This window comes from Phenylobacterium sp., assembly GCF_037968635.1.
Lineage (GTDB): Bacteria > Pseudomonadota > Alphaproteobacteria > Caulobacterales > Caulobacteraceae > Phenylobacterium.
Genome location: NZ_JBBKVV010000086.1, coordinates 1 through 22,189, shown reverse-complemented (window position 1 = coordinate 22,189; position 22,189 = coordinate 1). Strand labels below are relative to the sequence as shown.

Genomic DNA, 22,189 nt, shown 5'->3' with positions numbered 1-22,189 from the left:
TGCCGCCCCCAAACCAATTCCAGTGACGTCAGGTGTCGCCGCGGTTGCGGGCCTGCCGGGTGTCGCCCTTGTCGGCCGGGGCCAGGCGCAGGACTTCGGTCTGGTACTTGTCGTCCTCGCCGGCGGCCAGCAGGGGCGCGGCCTGTGCGACGGCCCTCAACAGGTCGATGACCCAGGGGTGCTCCACCTTATGGAAGTCCGACAGCACGTGACCCTGCACCCGCTCGGGATGTCCGGGATGGCCCACGCCCAGCCGGGCGCGGCGGAAGTCGGGGCCGATATGGGCGGTGACGGAGCGGACTCCGTTGTTGCCCGCCGCCCCGCCGCCGGTCTTCATCCGAAAGCGGCCGGGGGCCAGGTCGATCTCGTCGTAGAACAGCACCACGTCGGCGGGGGTGGCCTTGTAGAACTTCAGGGCGGCGCCGACGGAACGGCCGCTCTCGTTGTAGAAGGTCTGGGGCTTGAGGATCAGGGCCTTCACCGGGCCGTCGGGCGTGTCGATCTCGCCCTCGCGGGCCAGCCCGGAGAACTTCGAGCGCTCGGGCCCGAACCGCCATTGCTGGGCGATCTCGTCCACGGCGATGAAGCCGATGTTGTGGCGGTTCTTGGCGTACTGGGCGCCGGGATTGCCTTGGCCCGCGAGGATCAGCATGGCGCCAGGCGGCTCGGCCCCCCGAAGGGGGCCGGCCAGTCCTTAAACTGTGGTCGTGGCGGCGGCGGCGGCCGCGTCGTCGGTGGCGGCGTCAGCCGAGGCCGAGGCCGACGAACCGGCCAGGGTGGCGACGACGTAGTCGCGTTCGGTGGCGGGCTTGACGCCTTCCGGCAGAGTGAAGGCCGACATCCGGATGGTGTCGCCGATTTCCGCGCCGGTGAGGTCGAAGACCAGCTCTTCGGGGATACGGTCGGCGGGGCAGGCCAGCTCGACCGTATGACGCACGATATTGAGCGTGCCGCCCTTCTTGAGGCCGGGGGATTCTTCCTGATTCTTGAAGTGCACGGGCACTTCGATCTTGATCAGCTGGTGCTCGTCGACGCGGTACAGGTCAAAGTGGACCGGCTCGTCGGTGACGGGGTGCATGTCGATCGCCTTGGCGATGACCGGCTGGCTTTCCTTGCCGTACTTGAGGGTCACCAGGTGGCCCAGCAGCTTGCCCGTATAGAGCGCCTTGCGGAATTCGTTGGCCTTCACGGCGATGGCCACAGGATCCTTGTCGCCGCCGTAGAGCACGCCGGGGACCAGGCCCGCACGACGGGTCTCGCGCGCGCCACCGGTGCCCGTGCGATCGCGAACTTCAACGTTCAGAATGATATCGGCCATGGCCTTGCCTCAAAACGAAACCGCCGCGCGAAGTGCCGCGCGGCGACGGACGACCCTCCTGGGGTCGAAAGGTGGGCGTAAATACACAAAAGCCCCGCCCGTGGCAACGGGCGGGCGCAGATGTTTTAGCGCTTCTTGGTGACAGACTTCGCCGGCGTCTTGGCCGGGGTCACCTTGTAGCCGGTGGAGCCGTCAGCGACGTTGATCTTCGGAATGAACTTCGCCTCGAAGGGCTCGGTGTTTCCCGACGCCTTAATCACGCAGCGGCCGGTGTCCATCATGATGTGCTGGCCCAGGCAGAAAACGTCCTCGTAGTGCGGCTTGGAGACGGCCAGGCACTGATACAGGTTCAGCTTGGCCATGTTCATGCAGAACGCCACGTTGGGCTCGGCCATCACCGCCATCAGGGTGTCGACATTGGCGTCGCCGCCTTCGCCCAGGGCGGCGAGCGCGGCCACGGCCATGCCGCGGATCACGATGGGGCTGTAGGGCGGGGCGGCCGGTTCGGCGGTGAGCCCCAGGGTCGAGACGCCCAAGGCCGCCTGCTGCAGGCGCGCGGTCTCGGCCAGGTCGCCCACCACCGGGGTGGCGGAGAGATTCTTGGCCTGGGACAGCCGCAGGTCGCGGTTGACCACGTCGGACTTGGACCACTTCTGCTTCTGGATGTCGTAGGCCGACTGCTTCACCGCCTTGCCGGCGTCGTAGAGCTGCTGGCCCTCATTGCCGAGCGCGGTCTTCACCAGACCGGCGGCGCTGGCCGAGCCGCTCATGCCCACGACATAGGCCGGGTCCTTGAGGATCGCGGCCACCACTTCACGGCGCTGGTCGACATTGACGGCATAGGTGCGGACCCCGGCCACGAAGGCCGGATCCTGCAGAGCGACGATGGCGGCGTAGGCCGTGGCGCCGCGCTGGAGTTGCTTGGGCTCATAGGCCGCGCCAACAGCCACGCCCTTGGCGATCTGGTCGCCGTCGGCGAAATCGGGTGTGATCGCGCTGACGTGGGCCATGTAATAGCGGTAGGCGGCTGCTTGCTCGATCAGCTTGGGCGACAGGCTCACGGCCGGAGGAGGCGGGGCAGGCGGCGTGGGCGCGGGCTGCGAACAGGCCGACAGCAGGGCCGCGAAGGCGATGGCGGCGAGCGTGCCGGTCACGCGAATGGCAGAGGTCATCCTGAAGCTTCCCCAGAAGATAAGCGCGCGAGACTATAACAGATGCGCGGGCAGGAATGTGACCGCACGTCCTTAACCCTTATTGACCAAGCGTGGCCGTTTCAGGGTTGTGTCAGCAAGTCCCGTGCCGGAAAGCCGTTAGAATCGAGGATCAACCGTCAGTCGAACAGTTTCGACACGGACTCTTCATTGGCGATGCGCCGGATGGCCTCGCCCAGCAGCTTGTCGCAGCTCACATAACGCAGCTTGGACTTGTCGCTGGCGGCCTCGGAGGCGGAGATGGAGTCGGTCATCACCAGCTCCTTGAGGATCGAGGAATTGACCCGGTCGATAGCCGCGCCCGACAGCACCCCGTGGGTGACATAGGCCGAGACCTCGGTCGCGCCGCCGTCCACCAGAGCCTGGGCCGCGTTGCAGAGGGTGCCGCCGCCGTCGATGATGTCATCGAACAGGATGCAGCGTCGGCCCGAGACGTCACCGATGATGTTGGCGACCTCGCTCTTGCCCGGGCCCGAGCGGCGCTTGTCGACGATGGCCAGATCGGCGTTCAGGCGGCTGGCCACGGCCAGCGCCCGGACCACGCCGCCCACGTCGGGGGAGACGATCATCAGGTCGCTGGTCTTCTCGTAGTTTTCCTTGATGTCGGCGGCCAGCAGCGGCGCGGACACCAGATTGTCGGTGGGGATGTCGAAGAAGCCCTGGATCTGGCCGGAGTGCAGATCCATCGTCAGCACCCGATCGGCGCCGGCGCGCTCGATCAGGTTGGAGACCAGCTTGGCGGAGATGGGCGTGCGCCCCCCGGTCTTCCGGTCCTGCCGGGCATAGCCGAAATAGGGCATGACGGCGGTGATCCGCTTGGCCGAGGCGCGTCGCAGCGCGTCGATGCAGATCAGCAGTTCCATCAGGTTGTCGTTGGTGGGGTAGCTGGTGGACTGCAGCACGAAGACATCCTCGCCGCGGACGTTCTCGTCGATGGTCACCCAGACCTCGTTGTCGGCGAAGCGCTTTACCTGAGCCTTGGTGAGCGGCAGGTCGAGATGGGAGGCCACAGCCTCGGCGAGCGCTCGATTGGAGTTGCCAGCCAGCAGCTTCATGAGAACTCCCGCAATGTCTCGCCGATGGGCGGGGCTTGTAGCAGGCGAGCCGCCCGCGGCAAGGCCCGGCGGTGATTCAGACCAGCGTAATCGCCGACAGCAGTCGGCCGAAGTCGGGCTCGTCCCGCTTGAAAGCGCGGCGGTTGGAAAAGAACAGGGCCTCCTCCGCGCAGGTGTCGTTGCCGATCCAGGCGGCGGTCCCGACACCGGCGGCGGTCAGCCGCGAGACCACGAAGCCCGGCAGGTCGAACATGCGCTTCTCCGAGGTTTCCCCCGGCGCGAAGAACCGTTCGTGGTCGCCGTCCTTGGCGGTGAAGGCGGTCAGGAACTCCAGGCCGACCTCGTAGGAGGCCTGGCCGATGCAGGGACCGACCACGGCCACCATCCGCGACGGTTCGGCGCCCAGGCCGGCCATGGCGGCGACGGCGGCCTCGGCGACGCCGTGCAGCGCGCCCTTCCAGCCAGCATGGGCGGCGGCCACCACGCGCCCCTGCGCGTCGGCGATCAGGATCGGAGCGCAGTCGGCGGCCAGGGCGCCGCAGAGCACGCCCGAGGTCGAGGTGATCACCGCGTCCCCCTCCGGCCGCTCATCCCCCCAAGGCCGGTCGGCCACCAACGCCGTGGCCGAATGGATCTGATAGCAGGTGGAGAGCGCGCGCGCCGGCAGGCCGAAGTGCTCGGCGGTCCGACGCCGGTTCTCCGCCACATCGGCGGGGTCGTCCCCGGAGCCGCGCCCGACGTTCAGGCTGTCATAGATACCCGTCGAGACGCCGCCGGTCCGCGTGAAGAAGGCGTGGCGAACGCCGGGAAGGTCCAGCAGGGGCGAGGCGATCACGTCCATCTCAGGTCTCGAAGCCGGGGGGGACCAGGCCTGGGGTGTGGATGCAGACGACCTTGAACAGTTCGCCCATCTGGTCGGGGGACACCAGCCGCTCCAGCTGCCGCTCGATCACTTCGCTGCGGTCGGGACGGGCGGCGGTCAGGGCCTGCGCCCGTGCGCCGATCCCCAGCCGCACCAGGAACTCGCCCTGGGTGAGGATCGCCGCGGTGGCCGCGCCCTCCCTGGCCGCCGCCGTCAGCACGGCGGGGAAGTCGGCATGGACGGTGAGGTCGGCCTCGCCGGGGCTGGCCAGCGGGCTCTCCTTCACGTGGCGGCGCAGGGCCTGCAGGGTGTCGCCGAAGCCTGCGGCGTCGCGGCCATAGTCGATCAGCAGGGCGGCCCCGCCGTCGGTCACGATCCGCGCGCCGAGCTCTGAGCCCAGGGCTTCCTGGACCGGCGAGTGCTCCAGCACCGACCCGGGCGGTGCGTCGGGCAGGACCTGGCCCAGCGCCGCGCCTGACAGCCCGAAGGCGAGGCCGCCGGTGTCGTCCAGCCCGACCACCCGCTCGGCCCAGCGCGTGTTGGTCCGCACGAACTGCCGCGGTGGCAGGCAGTCCAGCAGCTCGTTGGCGATCAGCAGCAGCGGCGCCTCGCCGGGAACCTGCGCCAGGGAGCTCGCCCAGCTCACACAGTCGCCGAGCGCCTCGCGTTGCCGCGCCCTCAGCGGTTCAGAGGTTTCCACCAGCCAGACATCGGCGGCGGCCACAAAGGTCGGCGCCAGGCGCGCGGCCCGCAGCATGTCGTCCATCAGGGTCCCGTCGCCCGGCCCCATCTCCACCAGGCGGAAAGGCGCGGGGCGGCCCAGCCGCTCCCAGGTCTCCACCGCCCACAGGCCGATCAGCTCGCCGAACATCTGGCTCACCAGGGGGGCGGTGATGAAGTCGCCCTCCGCGCCCAGACCCGGGCGCGTCGCGTAATAGCCGTCGGCCGGATCGTGCAGGCAGGCGGTCATGTACTGGGCCACGCTCATCGGCCCGCTCTCGCGGACCTGGGCGATCAGCCGGTCACGCAGGCCCATCGGCTTCGATCTTGAACGGATCGCGTTCCGGCGGCTCACCCTCCACCACCTCGGCGACCTCGGCTTCCAGGCCCACCTCGGGCTCGGGCAGGGGCTCGCTCATCCCGCGCCAGATCAGCCAGGCGCCCCCGAGCGCCATCGGGATCGACAGCATCATCCCCATGGTCAGACCGAAGGGGAAGGCAGGCATATAGGCGTCCGGCTCGCGGACGTTCTCCAGCAGAATCCGGCAGATCGCGTAACCGAGGAAGAACATGCCGGCCACGACGCCGCGCCGGTTCAGCAGCTTGGCGTGGTGGGTGGCGATCCGCAGGATGATGAACAGCAGCAGGCCCTCCAGCAGGGCCTCATAGATCTGGCTGGGATGGCGCGGCATGATCCCGGCGTCGGGGAAGACCACGCCCCAGGGCAGGCTGGTGGGGCGGCCCCAGAGCTCGCCGTTGATGAAGTTGGCGATGCGCACGAAGAAGATGCCGATAGGCGCCGCCGCGGTGATCACGTCCCCCAGACGGAACACGTCGACCTTGTTGACCCGGGCGAACAGCAGGGTGGCGATCAGCACGCCCAGCACCCCGCCGTGGAAGCTCATCCCCCCCTTCCAGGTCTTGAACACCTCCAGCGGGTCGGTGACCACCAGGGACGGGGTGTAGAAGAAGACGTGCCCCAGCCGGCCGCCGACGATGATCCCCAGCGTGATCCACAGGATCAGGTCATCGATCTGCGCGGCGCTGGCCGGTGGGCCCCGCAGGGGCCAGAGCGCCTGGTTCCGCGCCATGGAGGTGATGTAGCGCCAGCCGATCAAGATGCCGGCGACGTAGCCCAGGGCATACCAGCGGATGGCGAACGGGCCGATGTGGATCAGGACGGGGTCGATGTCCGGGAAGGGCAAGGCCAGGGCGCTCCGAGAAGATGTTCACGCGGTTTAGACGGAAACCCCGTGGCTTTCATCCCCCTCGATCCCATATAAGGAAGCATGCAGACCCAGAACCCCTTCCTCGACGAGATGGCCAAGCTGACCGGAGCCGCCATGGGCCTCGCCCAGAGCGCCGGCGAAGAGGCAAAGGCCGCGTTCCGAGCCCAGGCTGACCGGATGGTGGCCGAACTCGACCTGATCCGCCGCGATGAGTTCGAGGTGCTCAAGGCCGAGATCGTCGCCCTGCGGGCCGAAGTCGCCGCCCTGAAGGGCGCCGAGGCTCCCAAGAAGCCGGCCAAGAAGGCCTGATTGCGCGGCATAAAGACCTAAACACACGAATGTGGCTCGCCCACCGGAAGAAGCCGGTGACAGGCGACCCGCGAACCAGATTAGTTTCAAGATCGCAGGCGATTCGGGGCGCGCTCGCTCCTCCGGACGCCGTACGCGAAAGGACCACGGGTCTTATGGACACGCCTCAGTCTGACGAAGACGTCCTGCTCGCCCACGACCCGCTCGATGTCGTTGAGCATGTTCTGCAGGCCGAGAACCTTCAGTTCGACCGGACAGAAGAGGGCGACCTCGCCTTCACCCTGGCGGGCGACTGGAAGGACTACGAACTCTGGTTCGCCTGGCGGCCAGAGGCCGACTGCCTGCAGCTCTGCCTGTCGGTGGATATCCAGGTGCGGCCCGAACAGCGCCCGGCGGCCTTCGAACTGGTCTCCACCGTCAACCAGCGCGTCTGGCTCGGCCACTTCGAGGTCTGGGACGACGGCGAGATCGTCTTCCGCCACGCCATGGCCCTGATGACCGGCGAGCGCCCGACCCTGGCCCAAGCCGCCGCCATGATCGACGTGGCCATGGAAGGCGCCGACCGCTTCTACCCGGCCTTCGATTTCATGGCCCGGGGCGGCAAGTCGCCGGCCGAGGCCATCGCCGCCTGCATGTTCGACACGGTGGGGGAGGCCTAACCCGCTATCCGAGCCGCCAGGGCCGGGACCCGCGCCAGCAGGTCCCGCGTCAGGGCCTCCCGGTTGGCCCAAAGTCCCAGGTACCAGTCGCGGCGCGCCGCCGCCTGGCGATCGAACATTCGCTCGTCGCGGACATAGTCCCACGCCGCGCGCGCCATCGCCCGACGCTTGTCTCCATTGCGCAGGGCGATCCGGAGTTGTCGGTCCCAGTCGCGCAGGTCGCTCGCGATCAGGCCCGTCTCTCCGTCCCGTATGGTGTCGCCATAGACGACCGGTGAGGCGATGGTCAGCACGCCGCCTCGCGCGGCGTCCAGGAATTTGGCGTCGCTCTTGAACGCTTCCCCCGGCGCGCCCTGCAGCGGGGAGAGGCAGATGTCACAGCCCGCCATCGCCTCCAGATAGGCCTCGTAGGGCAGGGTGGGATGGAAGGTCTTCCGCTTGGTGGGCAGGGCGTCGAAGACCGCCCGGTCGTGGACCACCACGAAGCTGGTGCGGGGGTTGTCGCCAATGACATTCTTCAGCGAGGCCGCGACCGCAGCCGGGAACGGCCCTCGGTTCGCCGCGCCATAGAAGACGCTGGGGGAACCGCTGCGCGCCGGGAACGGCGGCAAATCAAACACCGCATTGGCGAACACCTTCACCTCCGGGTTCCGGGTGCGGAAGGCCTCGGCCAGGGCCGGTGTGCTGGTCTGCACCGCGTGGACGTGGGCGAACTTGCTCCAGTCGGTGGCGGCCCGCGCCCGGCCCTGCTGCTGGGCGATGAAATCGGGATGGTCATCGACGTCGATCACCGCCACCCAGCCGTTGCGCAGGATGTGGGTGAGGTCCCCCAGCATCCGATCCTCGGTGTCATAGAACGGCCGCTGCAGCACCAGCACCTTGGGCTGGCCCGCTGGTGTCGCGGGCAGGGCGATGGGCAGGCCCTGCGCGAAGGTCGACTCCAGGGTCGGGTCGGCCGCCAGGGCCAGGCTCGGCAGCCGGCCGCGGATGTCGAGCAGGGTCGAGGCGAAGGCCGCCACGTGCAGGCGCAGGGGGTAGGGCTCAGGCAAGGGTCTCTAGCGGGTCCAGGTCTGGGCCTGGCAGATCGGGCCGATGCAACCCTCCACCTTCAGGGTCCCGTCGGCGTTGGCGCCGAGCTTGGAGCCGTAGGTCTTGCCGCTGCCGGGGTCGTAGATCTTGCCGCCCGTCCACTTGCCCGCACCCGCCGGTTTGAAGTCGCGGATCAGCTGCAGGCCCACGACCGTGCGGCTGCGCAGGGCCGGATCGGGATTGTTGACGTCCTTCTGCGGGCCGCCGGCCTTGTCCTTGGGGTTCTTCATCCAGGTGATGGTCCCGCAGGCCTTGGCCGCGTCGCTGGCGCACGGCGCGATGCGGACCTTCGCGGCTCCGCCCACGGTCTGCCAGTCCCCCATCACCGGATCGGCGGCTTGGGCGGCTGTGGCGGTCAGCAGGGCGATGGCGGCGGCGGGCGCGAGATAGGCAAGCTTCATGATGGTCCTCTCGTTTTTCTAAGCTGAGCCTTCAAATCTTTGAACGGTGGCTGAATAACGTTCCTAGCCGGGCAATCTGACGGTGGCGCGAAGGCCGCCCATCGGCGAGCGGCCCAGGGTGACGTCGCCGCCATGTCCGCGGGCGACGTCCCGGGCGATGGCCAGGCCCAGGCCAACCCCCTTGTCGTTCTGGTTACGGGACTCGTCCAGCCGGTTGAAGGCCTTGAAGGCCTCCTCGTGGCGATCCTCGGGGATGCCCGGTCCGTCGTCGTCCACCACGATCTCCACCCCTCCCGCCGCCCGTGCGGTGGCGGCGACCACGATGTGCTCGCCATGGGCGGCGGCGTTCATGATCAGGTTGGAGAGCGCCCGCTTCAGGGAATTGGGCCGCACGCTGGCGGTCAGGTCGTCCTCGACGGTCACGCTCACCTCGGCCCCGGCTCGCACCGCGCCTTCGCTGACCGCCTCGATCAGGGCCTTGAGTTGGACGGTCTCGACGGTCTCGCCGCCCTCACCGCGGGCGAAGGCCAGGTACTCGTCGATCATGTGCTCCATTTCGGAGAGATCGCGCTTCATCTCCCCGGTCCGCTTGGTGGGCTCGGCCAGGGCCAACTCCAGCTTCAGGCGGGTCAGCGGCGTGCGCAGGTCATGGCTCACGCTGGCGAGCAGGGCGGTGCGCTGGTCAAGGTGGCGCTGAATGCGGGCCTTCATGGCGAGGAAGGCCTGGGCCGCCTGCCGCACCTCGCGCGCGCCGGTGGGTTTGAAGAAGGGCACGTCCATCCCACGGCCGAAATCGTCGGCGGCCGAGGCCAGCCGCTCGATGGCGCGCACCTGGTTGCGGATGAACAGGATCGAGATCGCGGTCAGCAGCAGGGTCGCCACGGTCATCCAGAGCACGAAGATGTGGCCCTGGGTGGCGATGGCGCGATCGCGCGGCGCCAGCACCCGCATCACCCCTTGAGCCGTCTGCACCCGGATATCGACATAGGCGGGATACCGGGTCGTATCGAACCAGAACGGCGCGTCGATGCGGCCGGCCAAGGCCTTCTCCAGCGAGCGATCCACCACAGCGAACAGGGCGGGGCGGCGGCTCACCGGCAGGGTGCGGCCGGTCTGGAAGGCCAGGGACAGGCTCATGGACCGTTCCGCCCGGTCGGCGATGCGGCCGAAGCTCTCCGGCGTGGGGTCGTCCTGATAGCTCTCCACGGCCCAGGCCACGTCGCCGGCCAGCCCTTCCGACAGCCGGCTGGTCACCGCCTGCCAGTGGGCGTCGAAGAACACCCAGGTCACCGCCACCTGCATCACCGCCACCGGAAGGATGATGATCAGCAGCGAGCGGCCGAACAGGGTGGTGGGCAGGCTGCGCTTGATCAGCCTCTGTAACCGGACGGGCGAGAGCCGCAGGCGCATCAGTCAGGCGCCAGCAGATAGCCCACGCCGCGCACGGTCTGCAGATAGCGCGGGGTCTTGGGATCGCTCTCGATCTTGCGGCGCAGGCGGGTGACCTGGACGTCCACGGCCCGGCCGGACGGATCGACGGTCTCGCGGGCCAGCTCCATCCGGTCCACGGGTTCGTGCGGACTGCGGGCCAGGCGCTTCAGCAGCGCGACCTCAGCCTCGGTGAGCCGCACCGGGACGCCCTCGCTGAAGAGCTCGCCGCGTTCCAGGTCGAAGCTGCAGTGGCCCAGCGAGATCGGCCCGTTGGCCGTCGAGCCCGGCCGTCCCTGCGCCCGGCGCAGGATGGCCTCGATGCGTAACAGCAGCTCCTCGGGCTCGAAGGGCTTGTTCAGATAGTCGTCCGCCCCAAGCTTCAGACCCTCGATGCGGTCCTCCGGCAGGCCGCGGGCGGTCAGCATCAGCACAGGCGTCCGCCCGGCCATGCCCTTGCGTTCCCGCAGCCATTTGGTCAGCGAAAACCCGTCCTCGCCCGGCATCATCACGTCGAAGACGGCGAGGTCGAAGTCCAGGGTCTCCATCAGCTTGCGGGCCGGCGCGCCGCCGGGCGCGGTGGTCACCCGGAACCCGGCCCGGGTGAGGTACTCCTTCAAGAGCTCACGGATGCGGTCGTCGTCGTCCACCACCAGTAGGTGGCGTTCCCCGGTCTCGCTCATCGCCCCGCTCCCGTCTTTGTTCGCCCGCCCGCGAGCGCGGCCAGGATACGTCGGGCGCCGCCCACCCCGTCCAGTCCGCCGGTCCGATAGGCTCGCGCCAGCTGGCCGCGCAGTCGCTCTGAAATCCGCGCCTCGAAGGCCGCGCCCGCCTCGGTGAGCGTCGCCGCGCGCCGGCGTCCGTCCAGATCGCCCGGCGCCTTCTCGGCCAGGCCATGCCCCTCCAGGTCGCTGATCACCCGGCTGGCGGCCTGTTTCGACAGGCTGGTGATGTGGGCCAGCTCCTGCACGCCCAGGCCGGGCCGGCGCTTCATCAGGAAGGCCGCGCGCCAGTGGGAGCGGCCCAGGCTCAGGCCCTCGGCCTCCAGCCCGGCGTCGACGCCGGCCCAGATCGCCGCCTCGGCCAGGATCATCAGCTCAAGCCCGGTGTCCAGTTCCTCGTCGCGCAGGACCAGTCTCGGATCGGCCACGGCGCTCATTGGAAACCCCCAATTTGTTTGACGTCGCAGGCGCGGGGGTCTGTAAGGAGGCGTTCCCTGCAGGAGGTCCCATGTCTCTCGTTCCCTTCGATGACCGCGACGGATGGATCTGGCTCGACGGCCAGTTCGTAGCCTGGCGCGAGGCGAAGGTGCACGTCCTGACCCATGGGCTCCATTACGCCTCGTCGGTGTTCGAAGGCGAGCGGATGTATGGCGGGGAGATCTACAAGCTGACCGAGCATACCCAGCGTCTGTTCAATTCGGCGGAGATCCTCGACTTCGAGATCCCCTTCACGGTGGCCGAGATCGACCAGGCCTGCAAGGACACCTGCGCCAAGAACGGCCTGACCGACGCCTACGTCCGTCCCATCGCCTGGCGCGGGTCGGAGATGATCGGGGTCTCGGCCCAGCAGACCAAGATCCACGTGGCCATCGCCGTCTGGGATTGGCCCAGCTACTTCAAGCCGGAAGAGCGCGCCAAGGGCATCCGGATGTGCTGGGCCAAGTACAAGCGTCCCTCGCCGGAGACCGAGCCGGTCCACGCCAAGGCCGCCGGACTCTACATGATCTGCACCATCTCCAAGCATGCCGCGGAGAAGGACGGATATACCGACGCCATGATGCTGGACTATCGCGGCTACATCGCCGAATCGACCGGCTCCAACGTCTTCTTCGTGAAGGACGGGGTGCTGCACACCCCGTTGCCCGACTGCTTCCTGAACGGCATCACCCGCCAGTCGGTGATCGCCCTGGCCAAGTCCAAAGGCGTCGAGGTGGTCGTGCGCCACATCAAGCCGGAAGAACTGTCGACCTTCACCGAATGCTTCGTGGTGGGCACCGCCGCCGAGGTCACCCCGGTGGCTGAGATCGGCGAGTACAGCTTCACGCCGGGCAAGCTCTCGCTGGAGCTGATGGACGACTACGCCAAGCTGGTGCGGCGCGAACTGGTTCCGGCCTAGGCCATCACCTTCGCCTCGAGCTCGGCCAGCCGCCGCCGGGTGACCGCGAGGTCCTCGCCATAGGTCACCGGATCGGCGGCGGCGAGCGCCCCGCTGATGTCCAGGCTCTCCCGGTACAGATCCAGCGCCCGCATCCGGTGGCCGCGATCCTCGCGGGCGTCGGCCAGGCGTTCCAGGGCCAGGGACAGGGCGCGCCGGCCGCCGAAGTCAGAGGGTTCCGCCTGAACCGAGGCGCGGCGCAGGGACAGGGCCTCCTCATAGGCGTCCACGGCGGTGTCCAGGCGCTGTTCCTCATAGGCCACGTCGCCGACATTGGTGAGCGCGTCGGCCAGCCCCGCCGGCTCACCGATCTGGCGGGCATAGGTCAGGGCCTCGTCATAGGCGTCAGCCGCCTGGTCGGTCAGGCCCTGGGCGCGGGCGAAGTCCCCGGCGTCCTGGGCGGCGAGCACCCGTTCGTGATCGTCCCCCGCCAACGACGAAAGCCGCCTGACGATGTCGGCGGCTTCTGACCAGCGTTCGGCCCTGGTGTGGTCGTGGAGCGCTCGCCTGGCCTCGGCGAAGGCTCCCGGCGCCCCGGGCGGCGCGCCGGAGTGGACCTCCGGTTCTGGCGCGGCCTCCGCCACGGCCTCCGCCACCGGTTCGGGCGCCAGGGCCGCCACCGCCGCCTCATGATGGGCGTGGGTGGCGCCGTGGTCGTGCGCCGCCATCGGCGCGGGATCGTTGAAGTCGATGGTCATGGGGGCCGCGCCCTTGCGGCGCTTCTTGCCGCCGCCGCCGGAAGGACCGCCTGGGCCCTTGGGCATCAGGGCGGCGATGAAGATGATCGCGCCCAGACCGGCCGCGGCCATCGCCACGAAGAACCGCAGGCTCTCGAAGGCGCCCAGCGGGATCGGGGGAATTCGCCCCTCCAGCCCGCCCGGATGCAGAATGGCGTAGGCGACGCCTCCAAGCGCCAGCCCCAGCAGCATTCCAAAGATCCGACCTAGCATACGAATTCCCCCGGCCGCTCGCCCCCCAGGCGCCGACGGGGGAAGGTTCGGGACCCAGGGCGGGGGGCGTCGAGGCGATGCAACCGGCGGGGGATACGATGAGCGCGATCCGCGCGCTTCCTAGGCGAAGCGCGCGGATTCTGCCTCTAAATTAGCCAGTTGTAGGGGCGGGGATAGGCTTCGCCCCGCGACAGATGCACCAGGCCCAGGATGCACCGGACCCCGAACCAGATTCCCACGACGCTGCAGATGAAGACCCCCAGCATCAGGAACGGGATGCCCACCAGGATCAGCGAGAAGACCCCGCCGAACAGAACCAGCAGGCCCCCGATGATGAACCACCAGATCGACAGCCAGAAGGTGCGGATCATGAAGGTGTAGTGGCTCTCCATCCTCGGGCCGGCCGTGGCGCGGTTGGCATAGGCGATGATCAGCCCGATGAAGACCGTGAAGAAGGTCGCGAAGGTCAGCAGGTAAAGCACATAGGCGACGATCGGCAGGGTCTTGTCTTCGGTCAGGTTGACCGTGCCGGTGTCCAGTCGTTCACTCATTGACGGGCTCCTCTTCGTCTCGTCCAGAGCATGATGTGGCCCTGATTTGTCCCGGCGCCAGTTTAATTCGCGTCCATCTTTCCGCCACGATTGAGCCATGGCAGGGCTCCGGCTGCGAGGATCATCACGAATATCAGGCGGGCGGCCAGCGCCACGCCCAGGGTCCAGGCCCCGGCCGTCGCCGCGAACAGCAGCAACAGGAGGGCGCCGGCCCCCAGCAGGCCGATCATCCAGATCAACGGCTCGGCCATGGGCGTCCCGGCGTTCCGGAACCGTGCGCCGGGCGTGGTCACCGCGGCTGCGGCCGCGACAGCGCCGACGAAGGCCGCGAAGGAGGCGGCGCGGTTTTCCGGGCGCAGGCCGCGGGTGTAGCTCATCGCCGGAATGGTCAGGCGGCCGCGGGCGAAGGTCAGGACCGCCCCGCCCTCCGCGCTCTGCAGGCCCTTGAGTTTCGCCAGCTCGAACCGCCGCACCCGGCGGCCCCGCTGTTCGGTTATGACCTCCCCGTCCAGCGTCCAGACGGTCTCGCCCTGCAGGGGGGAGAGCCGGGCGCTGTGCGAGATGGCCATGGCTTAGCCGCGGACGACCGTGATCTCGACGCCGGCCGCCGCGGCGTGAGGGGCCAGCGCCAGGGGTTTTTCGACCCGCACCCGGGCCCGGGTCACGCGAGGATCGGCGAGACAGGCGCGGGCGAGCCGTTCGGCGAAGGCCTCCACCAGGCCGATATGGCCCTCGGCGGCGATGGCGCGGGCGGCTTCGCCCACCATCTCATAATTGACGGTTTCGCTCAGGCGCTCGGCGCCGGCGGTGGGGACATCCAGCTCGACGTCGACGACGAGGGGCTGGGCCTTGCCCTTTTCATGGGAATAGACGCCGATCTGGGCGTCGACCTTCAGTCCGGTGACGAAGATCTTGGTCATGACGATGCGGCCTTGGGCCACGGGTTGGGCTTGAGTTTCGGCGGGAATCTCCTGGATCGGCGAGAGGGCCAAGGTCGCGCTCCTTCAGGTCAGGTGCTGACCGGAATCGACAGCGATCATCTGGCCCGTCACCGACCGTGCGTCAATCAGATAGGCCAGGGCCTGACCGATCTCCGCCGGATCGACCGGGTGGCCCAGCGGCGTGGCGGCGGCCTCGGCGGCGAAGGCGGCGCCATCCTGGTGGATGGAGGCCAGGGTCGGGCCCGGTCCGATGCCGTTGACCCGGATGCGGGGCGCTAGGGCCTGGGCCAGCATCTGGGTGGCGCTCCACAGGGCGGCCTTGGAGAGCGTATAGCTGAAGAACTCCGCCCCCGGCGCCAGCACCCGCTGGTCCAGCACATTGACGATCAGCCCCGCGCGGTCGGCGGGCAGCCGGCGTGCGAAGGCCTGGGCCAGGACCAGGGGCGCGCGGAGATTGGTCTCCATGTGCCCGTCCCAGGAGGCGCGGTTCATGCTGGAAATGGCGTCGTCCTCGAACACCGAGGCGCAGTTGACCAGCAGGGTGACGGGGCCGAGCTCGTCCTCGGCATGGCCCACCATCGGGGCGGTGGCCGCCTCCTGACGCAGGTCGCAGGGATGGAGATAGGCCTTGCGGCCAAGGCTGCGGACATCGGCCGCGGCCGCCTGGGCGTCGTCGTCGACCGCCCGGCAGTGGATGGCGACGTCATAGCCCGCCCGCGCGCAGGCCTGGACCAAGGCCCGGCCGATACGGCGCGTACCCCCGGTGACCAGGGCCGCGCCGCGGGTGGTCTCCGCCATTCCGGATCGATCAGTCGAAACGGCCGAACTCGAAGCGGTTGAGGCCGGCGATCACGGCGAGGAAGGCGAGGATCGTATAGATGGCGACCATGGTCGGGCTCCGATTTGCTGGGCCGGTGTTAGCGAGACGGACGCGCCGTCGCAAGCCGACTTGTCGAACGCGTCGCCGCAGGGCCTAGTTCAGGCAAAATAAGAACGCCGGAGGATACCCCATGCCGCTCACCCCCATCGCGCCCGCGAGCCTCACCAAGATCGCGCTCGGCATCGACCGGCCCGAGGACGTGGTGGTCGCAATGGACGGCCGGGTCTTCGCCTCGGATCACCAGTGCGCGGTGGCCGAGATCTTCGCCGACGGAACCTTCAAGCGGCTGGGGCCCAAGGGCGGCGCGCCCAACGGCCTCAACATGGACCGCGAGGGCCGGGTGCTGATCGCCAACTTCGGCATCTACGACAAGGAGGAGGGGCCCCTCCAACGCTTCGATCCGGCCACCGGAAAGCACGAGACCCTGGTGGCGCAGGTGGACGGCAAGCGCCTGACCAGCGCCAACTATCCGGTGATGGACCGGGCCGGGAACATCTGGTGCGCCAACTCCACCCACGCCGAGACCTGGCCTCAGGCGCTCGATGGCCGCACCGACGGCTTCATCTTCGTGATGCGCCCCAACGGCGCGACCTCCATCGTCGCCGAGGGGCTGAAGTTTCCCAACGGCCTGGCGCTGTCGGCCGACGAGCAGACTCTTTTCTGCGCCCAGACCAGCGGCGCCGACGTCATGGCCTTCCCGGTGCTGCCCGGCGCCACCCTCGGCCCCGGCCGCCGCTACGGCCCGGTGCTGGGCAAGCTGCAGCAGGAGGTTCCGCCACCGCCGGCGGCGGAGTTGGGCTATACCGACGGGGTGGGAATGGACGCCGAGGGTAACCTCTGGGTCTGCCTGCCGGCCGCCAACAAGGTGGTGGCCATCACGCCTGGCCTTGAAGTCGTCACCGTCATCCACGATCTGTCGGGCGAGATCGTCAACCATCCCACCAACATCACCTGGGGCGGCGCTGATCTGAAGGACCTCTATATCGGCTCTATCCGCGCGGGTTACGTCCTCAAGGGGCGCAGCCCGGTGGCCGGCCAGCCGCACATCCACCAGTGACCCGAAAGTCTCCATGCCGTTGCGGAATACGGCTTTGGGGGCTTCCCCAGTGATCAACGATCACTAAAATGCTTGTTTGAAGTCGGCCCCGCCGGCGAGACCATCAACGAAATCCCGGGAGGACGCCCATGCGCGAGTACCTGAAGTTCTACATCAACGGCGAATGGGTCGATCCGTCGGAGGGCAAGACCCTCGACGTCATCAACCCGGCCAATGAGGAAGTCTGCGGCAAGATCTCGCTGGGCAACGCCACTGACGTGGATAAGGCCGTCAAGGCCGCCCGCGCCGCCTTCCCGGCCTGGAGCCAGACCACCCGCGAGGAGCGCCTGGAAGTTCTGGGCCGCATCCTGGCCGAATATCAGAAGCGCTTCGGCGACCTGGCCACCGCCGTGACCGAGGAAATGGGCGCCCCCGCCAACCTCGCCCAGCGCGCTCAGGTTCCGATCGGCATGGGCCACCTGGCCACCGCCGTGGAAGTGCTGAAGACCTTCAAGTTCGAGGAAGACCGCGGTCCGACCCTCATCGTGAAGGAGCCGATCGGCGTCTGCGGGTTCATCACCCCCTGGAACTGGCCCCTGAACCAGATCGTCTGCAAGGTGGCCCCGGCCATCGCGACGGGCTGCACCATGGTGCTGAAGCCTTCGGAAGTGGCCCCGTTCTCGGGCCACATCTTCGCTGAGATCATGCATGCCGCTGGCGTTCCCGCCGGTGTGTTCAACATGGTGCAGGGCGACGGCATCGGCGTCGGCGTCCCGCTCTCCAGCCACCCGGAAGTCGACATGGTCTCCTTCACCGGCTCCACCCGCGCCGGCATCGAGGTGGCCAAGAACGCCGCCCCGACCGTCAAGCGCGTGGCCCAGGAACTGGGCGGCAAGAGCCCCAACATCGTCCTTGATGACGGGGCCTTCGCCAAGGGCGTGGGCCGTGGCGTCGCCACCATGATGACCAACTCCGGTCAGTCCTGTAACGCGCCCACCCGCATGCTGGTCCCCAAGGCCCGCATGGACGAGGCCATCAACGTGGCCCGCGAGGCGGTCTCCACCGTCACCGTCGGCGACCCGAACGGCAACAGCCAGCTGGGTCCCGTGGTCTCGGAAGTCCAGTTCAACAAGATCCAGAAGCTGATCCAGGCCGGCATCGACGAGGGCGCGACCCTGGTCGCCGGCGGGACGGGGCGTCCCGACGGCCTGGACAAGGGCTACTATGTGAAGCCCACCGTCTTCGCCAACGTGACCAGCGACATGACCATCGCCAAGGAAGAAATCTTCGGCCCCGTGCTGTCGATCCTCGGCTATGACAACCTCGAACAGGCCATCGAAGTCGGTAACGACACCGAGTACGGCCTGGCCGCCTATGTGCAGGCCGAAGACCTCGCCGCCGCCCGCAAGGTCGCGTCTCAGCTCCGCGCCGGCCAGGTGTCGATCAACGGCGGCGGCGGCGACCTGATGGCCCCCTTCGGCGGCTACAAGATGAGCGGCAACGGGCGCGAGTGGGGCGATTTCGGCTTCCACGAGTTCCTGGAAACCAAGGCTGTCCTCGGCTACGCGCCGAAGCCCGCCGCGGAATAATCTGATCTTCCAGACCCCCGGGGCGCTTGCCGTCCCGGGGGTTTTGGTTCGCCCTGCCGATCAGGCGCGCGCGACGTCCTGCCGGCAGGCGTCTAGAGCTGCGGCCAGCACCTCCCGACCCAGACCATCCGGCATCGCTCTCGCCAGGGCGAGCGCGCCCACCATGCGCGCCAGCAAGGCGATGGCCTCAGAGCGCGCCTCCGGACCCTTCGGCAGCCGCGCGCACATTGACTCCACCATTCGCTCGAAGCCCTCGGCGAACACCTGCTTCACCGGCTCATCCTGCCGCGCCACGTCGCCGGCCAAGGCGGCGGCGGGACAGGTCTTGCCCGGCGACCGGCGCGCGGCCTCCGACAGGTACTGGCTGAGCAGGTCGTCCAGGTCCTCCACGCCGGCCCGGTGGTCGTCCATCTGGCGGAAAGCGAGGTCCAGGGCCTGGGCCGAGAGGTCGTCCTTGGACTTGAAGTGGTTGTAAAACCCGCCGTGGGTAAAACCGGCGGCCTTCATCAGATCGCCCACCGCCACCCCGTCAAAACCACGCTCGCGAAACAGCCTGGCGGCGGTGGTCACCACCTGGTCGTGGTTCTCCTGCGCCTGGGCGCGGCTGATGCGCATGCCGAATTCCTCTATGCTTACGATCATCATCAATAGAACGCAGCCTCCGCCTGGGCAATCGCCGTGAGGTTTGACAGGGTCACTTCATTATGATGATGATCATCATCATTAAAAACGGAGGCTCCCATGCCGCTCTGGAAGATCTACCACCCCGAAGACGCCTTCTCAGTCGCCGACAAGCAGGCCCTGTCCCAGGCGATCACGGCCCTCTACAGCCGCCTGCCCAAGTTCTATGTGGGCGTGGTGTTCCAGGCGGTCCCCAAGGACTCCTTCTATGTGGGGGGTGAACCGGCGGACAGGTTCGTGCGCATCTGGGTCGACCACATCGCCCGGACCTTGCCGACGCCGGAGGCCAAGGCCTGGTGGATCAAGGCCTGCGACGAAGCGCTGGCGCCCTTCATCGGGGATCGTGGCTTCGACTGGGAGTTCCATATCGACGAGACCCCCTTCGACCTCTGGTCCATCCAGGGCCTGCGCCCGCCGCCGGCCAATTCGCAGGCGGAGGCCCGCTGGATCGCAGAGAACAAGGCCTCGCCATACGAGCTTCCGGCCGCAAGCCCAGGCTGACGTCGCGGCGCCTCAAACCCGGCGTTGCCATCCCGGCCATCTGGTGCGAATTCAGACGGGCCGGGCCCCCGCCTCGAGGGGCCGGCGAGGCGGGAGGACCGATGTCTCAGGACATCTCGTGCGTGGCCGACGTCGCGCGTCATCATGGGCGCGTGCGTCCGGACGCCCAGGCCCTGTGGTTCGAGGACCGCGCCACCTCCTATGCCCAGCTCGACGCCCTGTCGTCGCAATGCGCCCGGGCCCTGATCGCCGCCGGCGCCAAGCCCGGCGACCGCATCGGGACCCTGTCGAAGGGCAATGACGACTTCTTCGTCCTCTGGTTCGGCTGCCTGAAGGCTCGGGTCTGCCTGACCCCGGTGAACTGGCGCCTTGCTCCGCCAGAGGTGGAGTTCATTCTCAAGGACGCTGGCTGCCGCCTTGTGGTGGTGGGACCGGACTATGCCGATCTGTTGGCGGGCCTGGACCTTCCGCAGCTCGAGACCACGGTGGTGTTCGGCGAGTCCTTCCGCGCCTGGCTGGCCGCACAGCCGGCCACCGACCCGCACCTTGCGGCCCTGCCCGATGACGACGTCATCCAGCTCTACACCTCGGGCACCACCGGCCTGCCCAAGGGCGTCCAGCTGACTGAGACCAACTACGCCCACTGCTTCGACGGCGCGACCAAGGTCTGGGCGCGGTTCGAGCCCGGCGACGGGGTGCTGGTGGCCATGCCGCTGTTCCACGTGGCCGGCGCCAATCTCGGCATGCTGGCCCTGCTGCAGGGCGCGCGCACCGTGGTGATGCGGGAGGTTGATCCCGCCCTGCTGCTCGCCCTGACCGGCCAGCACGCCATCCGTCACGCCTTCCTGGCCCCGGCCCTGATCAACATGCTGCTGCAGCATCCAGCCATGACGGGCGCCGATCTCACGACCCTTGAGCACGTCTATTATGGCGCCTCGCCGATTTCCGAGGAGGTGCTCAAGCGCGCCCAGGACCGCTTCGGCTCGGAATTCTCCCAGCTCTACGGCCTGACCGAGACCATCGGCGGCGGCGCCTATCTGCCGCCTGCCGCCCACGATCCCAAGCTCGGCAAGCTGCGCGCCTGCGGCAAGCCCTCGCCGGGCTACGAGGTCCGCATCCGCCTGGATGGACGGGACGCCGAAACCGGCGAGGTCGGTGAGATCGAGATTCGCTCGCCGGGCATCATGAAGGGCTACTGGAACCGCCCCGACGCCACGGCCCAGGCCATCGACGCCGACGGCTGGTTCCGCTCGGGCGACGCCGGCTTCTTCGACGCCGACGGCTACCTGTTCATCCACGACCGGGTGAAGGACATGATCGTCACCGGTGGCGAGAACGTCTATCCGGCCGAGGTGGAGAACGCGCTGTTCTCCCACCCCGATGTCGCCGACGCCGCCGTGGTCGGCGTGCCCGACGACCGCTGGGGTGAGGCGGTGAAGGCCATGGTGGTGCTGCGCCCTGGCGCCACTGGAAATCCTGCCGACATCATCGCCCACTGCCGGCCGTTGATCGCCGGCTACAAGGTTCCCAAAAGCGTCGACTTCATCGACGTCCTGCCCCGAAACCCCTCCGGCAAGGTGCTCCGCCGCGAACTGCGCGCACCCTACTGGCATGGCCGCGACCGCCAGGTCGGCTAGCTCAAGGAAAAGACCCATGGATCCGCACATCAAAGCCATGCTCGACGCCGCCGAGGCCGCCGCGGCCGGGCAAGCTGCGCCGCCGTTGGACGCCATCCCGCCCGAGATGATCCGCGCCGGCTACCGCATGCAGCGACAGGCCCAGAACCTCAACGCCCCCAAGGACGTCACCGCAACCGACATCAAGGTGGCGGGCGCGGACGGCCAGGTCCCGGCGCGCCTCTACGTTCCGGCCAATGCTCCGGCCGTGACCCCGCTGCTGGTCTATTATCACGGCGGCGGCTTCGCCATCGGTGACCTGGAGACCCATGACGGCCACTGCCGCCGCATGGCCGCCTATGCGGGCGTCCGGGTCCTGGCCATCGACTACCGCCTGGCGCCGGAGCATCCCTTCCCGGCGGGCCACGACGACTGCCTGGCCGCCACCAAATGGGCCTTCGATCATGCCGCCGAGATCGGCGTTGATCCGACCCGCATCGCCGTGGGCGGCTGCTCGGCCGGCGGCAACCTGGCCGCCTCCATCAGCGTCGACATGAAGAACGACCCGGCGCGGAAGATCGCCTTCCAGCTGCTGCTCTATCCGGGCATCTGGCCGGAGGAAGAGACCCAGTCGCGCAAGGACCTCGACGGTCCGGTGCTGACCAAGGCGGCGCTCGCCTGGTTCGACAAGTGCCTGGCCGTCATCGGCCACCCCCAGGCCCATCGCGCCATGCTCAGTCGCGCCGACGTTGCCGGCGTCGCCCCGGCCCTGGTGATCACGGCCGGCTACGATCCCCTGAAGGACGAGGGCCGCGACTTCGCCGCCAAGCTCAACGCCGCCGGGGTCAAGGCCGTGCACAAGGAGTACCCCGACATGGTCCACGACTTCCTGATCATGGGCGACGTCTCCCCCGCCATCGACGCCGCGGCCCACGAGGTGGCGGCGGCGCTCAAGGCGGCGCTGGCCTAATTCTCCCTTCCCCCTCGATGGGGGAAGGGTCGGGGA

General features: G+C 68.4%; 25 protein-coding genes and 1 pseudogene. 8 read left to right on the top strand and 18 right to left on the bottom strand.

Going from position 1 to position 22,189, the window contains the following annotated elements:
• Positions 1–28 precede the first annotated feature (28 nt).
• The 7 genes and pseudogenes from pth to lgt form a co-directional block, all read right to left on the bottom strand.
• Positions 29–652 (bottom strand): aminoacyl-tRNA hydrolase, encoded by a 624-nt coding sequence (pth, locus tag AAC997_RS10325; RefSeq protein WP_340645612.1) that lies wholly within the window; start codon positions 650–652, stop codon positions 29–31.
• Between the two features lie 42 nt (positions 653–694).
• Entirely contained in the window at positions 695–1,318 is a 624-nt protein-coding gene (locus AAC997_RS10320; protein WP_340645611.1) for a 50S ribosomal protein L25/general stress protein Ctc, read from the bottom strand.
• 125 nt (positions 1,319–1,443) lie between these two features.
• A complete protein-coding gene (locus tag AAC997_RS10315) occupies positions 1,444–2,490 on the bottom strand; it encodes a hypothetical protein (protein ID WP_340645610.1) in 1,047 nt (348 codons plus the stop codon).
• A 158-nt stretch (positions 2,491–2,648) separates the two neighbouring features.
• Positions 2,649–3,584: a ribose-phosphate pyrophosphokinase gene (locus tag AAC997_RS10310; RefSeq protein ID WP_340645609.1), complete on the bottom strand. Its 936-nt coding sequence runs from the start codon at positions 3,582–3,584 to the stop codon at positions 2,649–2,651.
• Positions 3,585–3,660: 76 nt separating this feature from the next.
• Positions 3,661–4,425 carry a peptidoglycan editing factor PgeF gene (pgeF, locus tag AAC997_RS10305; protein ID WP_340645608.1) on the bottom strand — a complete coding sequence of 255 codons (765 nt, stop codon included), beginning with the start codon at positions 4,423–4,425 and terminating at the stop codon, positions 3,661–3,663.
• Between the two features lies 1 nt (position 4,426).
• Positions 4,427–5,482 (bottom strand): class I SAM-dependent methyltransferase, encoded by a 1,056-nt coding sequence (locus AAC997_RS10300; RefSeq protein WP_340645607.1) that lies wholly within the window; start codon positions 5,480–5,482, stop codon positions 4,427–4,429.
• Positions 5,483–5,564: 82 nt separating this feature from the next.
• A pseudogene (gene lgt, locus AAC997_RS10295) lies at positions 5,565–6,371 on the bottom strand (prolipoprotein diacylglyceryl transferase); the annotation flags it as partial.
• Positions 6,372–6,455: 84 nt separating this feature from the next.
• On the opposite strand from lgt, the gene AAC997_RS10290 reads away from it, so the two are divergent.
• Together AAC997_RS10290 and AAC997_RS10285 are read left to right on the top strand one after the other, a co-directional pair.
• A complete protein-coding gene (locus AAC997_RS10290) occupies positions 6,456–6,704 on the top strand; it encodes an accessory factor UbiK family protein (protein WP_340645606.1) in 249 nt (82 codons plus the stop codon).
• Between the two features lie 155 nt (positions 6,705–6,859).
• Entirely contained in the window at positions 6,860–7,363 is a 504-nt protein-coding gene (locus AAC997_RS10285) for a YbjN domain-containing protein (RefSeq protein ID WP_340645605.1), read from the top strand.
• Here the strand turns inward: AAC997_RS10285 and AAC997_RS10280 are convergent.
• From AAC997_RS10280 to AAC997_RS10260, 5 genes are all read right to left on the bottom strand, one after another.
• A complete protein-coding gene (locus AAC997_RS10280; protein ID WP_340645604.1) occupies positions 7,360–8,412 on the bottom strand; it encodes a glycosyltransferase in 1,053 nt (350 codons plus the stop codon). The two genes, AAC997_RS10285 and AAC997_RS10280, sit on opposite strands and share 4 nt — an antisense overlap.
• A 6-nt stretch (positions 8,413–8,418) precedes the next feature.
• On the bottom strand, positions 8,419–8,853 hold the full coding sequence (locus tag AAC997_RS10275; RefSeq protein WP_340645603.1) for a DUF2147 domain-containing protein: 435 nt from the start codon (positions 8,851–8,853) through the stop codon (positions 8,419–8,421).
• Positions 8,854–8,916: 63 nt separating this feature from the next.
• The gene (locus AAC997_RS10270) at positions 8,917–10,263 is read right to left on the bottom strand and encodes an ATP-binding protein (RefSeq protein ID WP_340645602.1); all 1,347 of its coding nucleotides are present in this window, start codon (positions 10,261–10,263) and stop codon (positions 8,917–8,919) included.
• On the bottom strand, positions 10,263–10,964 hold the full coding sequence (locus AAC997_RS10265; protein WP_340645601.1) for a response regulator transcription factor: 702 nt from the start codon (positions 10,962–10,964) through the stop codon (positions 10,263–10,265). Before AAC997_RS10265 ends, AAC997_RS10270 begins: the two co-directional genes overlap by 1 nt.
• A complete protein-coding gene (locus AAC997_RS10260; RefSeq protein ID WP_340645600.1) occupies positions 10,961–11,440 on the bottom strand; it encodes a MarR family transcriptional regulator in 480 nt (159 codons plus the stop codon). The genes AAC997_RS10265 and AAC997_RS10260 overlap by 4 nt, the downstream gene beginning before the upstream one ends.
• 71 nt (positions 11,441–11,511) lie before the next feature.
• Here AAC997_RS10260 and AAC997_RS10255 point away from each other — a divergent pair, with 71 nt between their 5' ends.
• A complete protein-coding gene (locus tag AAC997_RS10255; protein WP_340645599.1) occupies positions 11,512–12,399 on the top strand; it encodes a branched-chain amino acid aminotransferase in 888 nt (295 codons plus the stop codon).
• Here AAC997_RS10255 and AAC997_RS10250 read toward each other — a convergent pair.
• The 5 genes from AAC997_RS10250 to AAC997_RS10230 form a co-directional block, all read right to left on the bottom strand.
• On the bottom strand, positions 12,396–13,367 hold the full coding sequence (locus AAC997_RS10250; RefSeq protein WP_340645598.1) for a tetratricopeptide repeat protein: 972 nt from the start codon (positions 13,365–13,367) through the stop codon (positions 12,396–12,398). The two genes, AAC997_RS10255 and AAC997_RS10250, sit on opposite strands and share 4 nt — an antisense overlap.
• A 167-nt stretch (positions 13,368–13,534) precedes the next feature.
• Positions 13,535–13,939 (bottom strand): hypothetical protein, encoded by a 405-nt coding sequence (locus AAC997_RS10245; protein ID WP_340645597.1) that lies wholly within the window; start codon positions 13,937–13,939, stop codon positions 13,535–13,537.
• A 62-nt stretch (positions 13,940–14,001) separates the two neighbouring features.
• On the bottom strand, positions 14,002–14,508 hold the full coding sequence (locus AAC997_RS10240) for a hypothetical protein (protein ID WP_340645596.1): 507 nt from the start codon (positions 14,506–14,508) through the stop codon (positions 14,002–14,004).
• A gap of 3 nt (positions 14,509–14,511) precedes the next feature.
• Positions 14,512–14,859: a dihydroneopterin aldolase gene (gene folB / locus AAC997_RS10235; RefSeq protein ID WP_293493948.1), complete on the bottom strand. Its 348-nt coding sequence runs from the start codon at positions 14,857–14,859 to the stop codon at positions 14,512–14,514.
• 84 nt (positions 14,860–14,943) lie between these two features.
• Complete coding sequence (locus AAC997_RS10230) at positions 14,944–15,678, bottom strand: SDR family oxidoreductase (protein ID WP_340645595.1); 735 nt, start codon at positions 15,676–15,678, stop codon at positions 14,944–14,946.
• Between the two features lie 212 nt (positions 15,679–15,890).
• Between AAC997_RS10230 and AAC997_RS10225 the strand changes: the two genes are divergently transcribed.
• A complete protein-coding gene (locus AAC997_RS10225; RefSeq protein ID WP_340645594.1) occupies positions 15,891–16,817 on the top strand; it encodes an SMP-30/gluconolactonase/LRE family protein in 927 nt (308 codons plus the stop codon).
• A gap of 128 nt (positions 16,818–16,945) precedes the next feature.
• On the top strand, positions 16,946–18,385 hold the full coding sequence (locus AAC997_RS10220; RefSeq protein ID WP_340645593.1) for an aldehyde dehydrogenase family protein: 1,440 nt from the start codon (positions 16,946–16,948) through the stop codon (positions 18,383–18,385).
• Between the two features lie 60 nt (positions 18,386–18,445).
• Here the strand turns inward: AAC997_RS10220 and AAC997_RS10215 are convergent, their stop codons facing one another.
• The gene (locus tag AAC997_RS10215) at positions 18,446–19,000 is read right to left on the bottom strand and encodes a TetR family transcriptional regulator (RefSeq protein WP_340645592.1); all 555 of its coding nucleotides are present in this window, start codon (positions 18,998–19,000) and stop codon (positions 18,446–18,448) included.
• Between the two features lie 126 nt (positions 19,001–19,126).
• Between AAC997_RS10215 and AAC997_RS10210 the strand changes: the two genes are divergently transcribed.
• From AAC997_RS10210 to AAC997_RS10200, 3 genes are all read left to right on the top strand, one after another.
• On the top strand, positions 19,127–19,567 hold the full coding sequence (locus AAC997_RS10210; RefSeq protein WP_340645591.1) for a tautomerase family protein: 441 nt from the start codon (positions 19,127–19,129) through the stop codon (positions 19,565–19,567).
• A gap of 101 nt (positions 19,568–19,668) precedes the next feature.
• On the top strand, positions 19,669–21,204 hold the full coding sequence (locus AAC997_RS10205) for a long-chain-fatty-acid--CoA ligase (protein WP_340645590.1): 1,536 nt from the start codon (positions 19,669–19,671) through the stop codon (positions 21,202–21,204).
• 16 nt (positions 21,205–21,220) lie between these two features.
• Complete coding sequence (locus AAC997_RS10200; RefSeq protein ID WP_340645589.1) at positions 21,221–22,153, top strand: alpha/beta hydrolase; 933 nt, start codon at positions 21,221–21,223, stop codon at positions 22,151–22,153.
• The last annotated feature ends 36 nt before the right edge of the window (positions 22,154–22,189 follow it).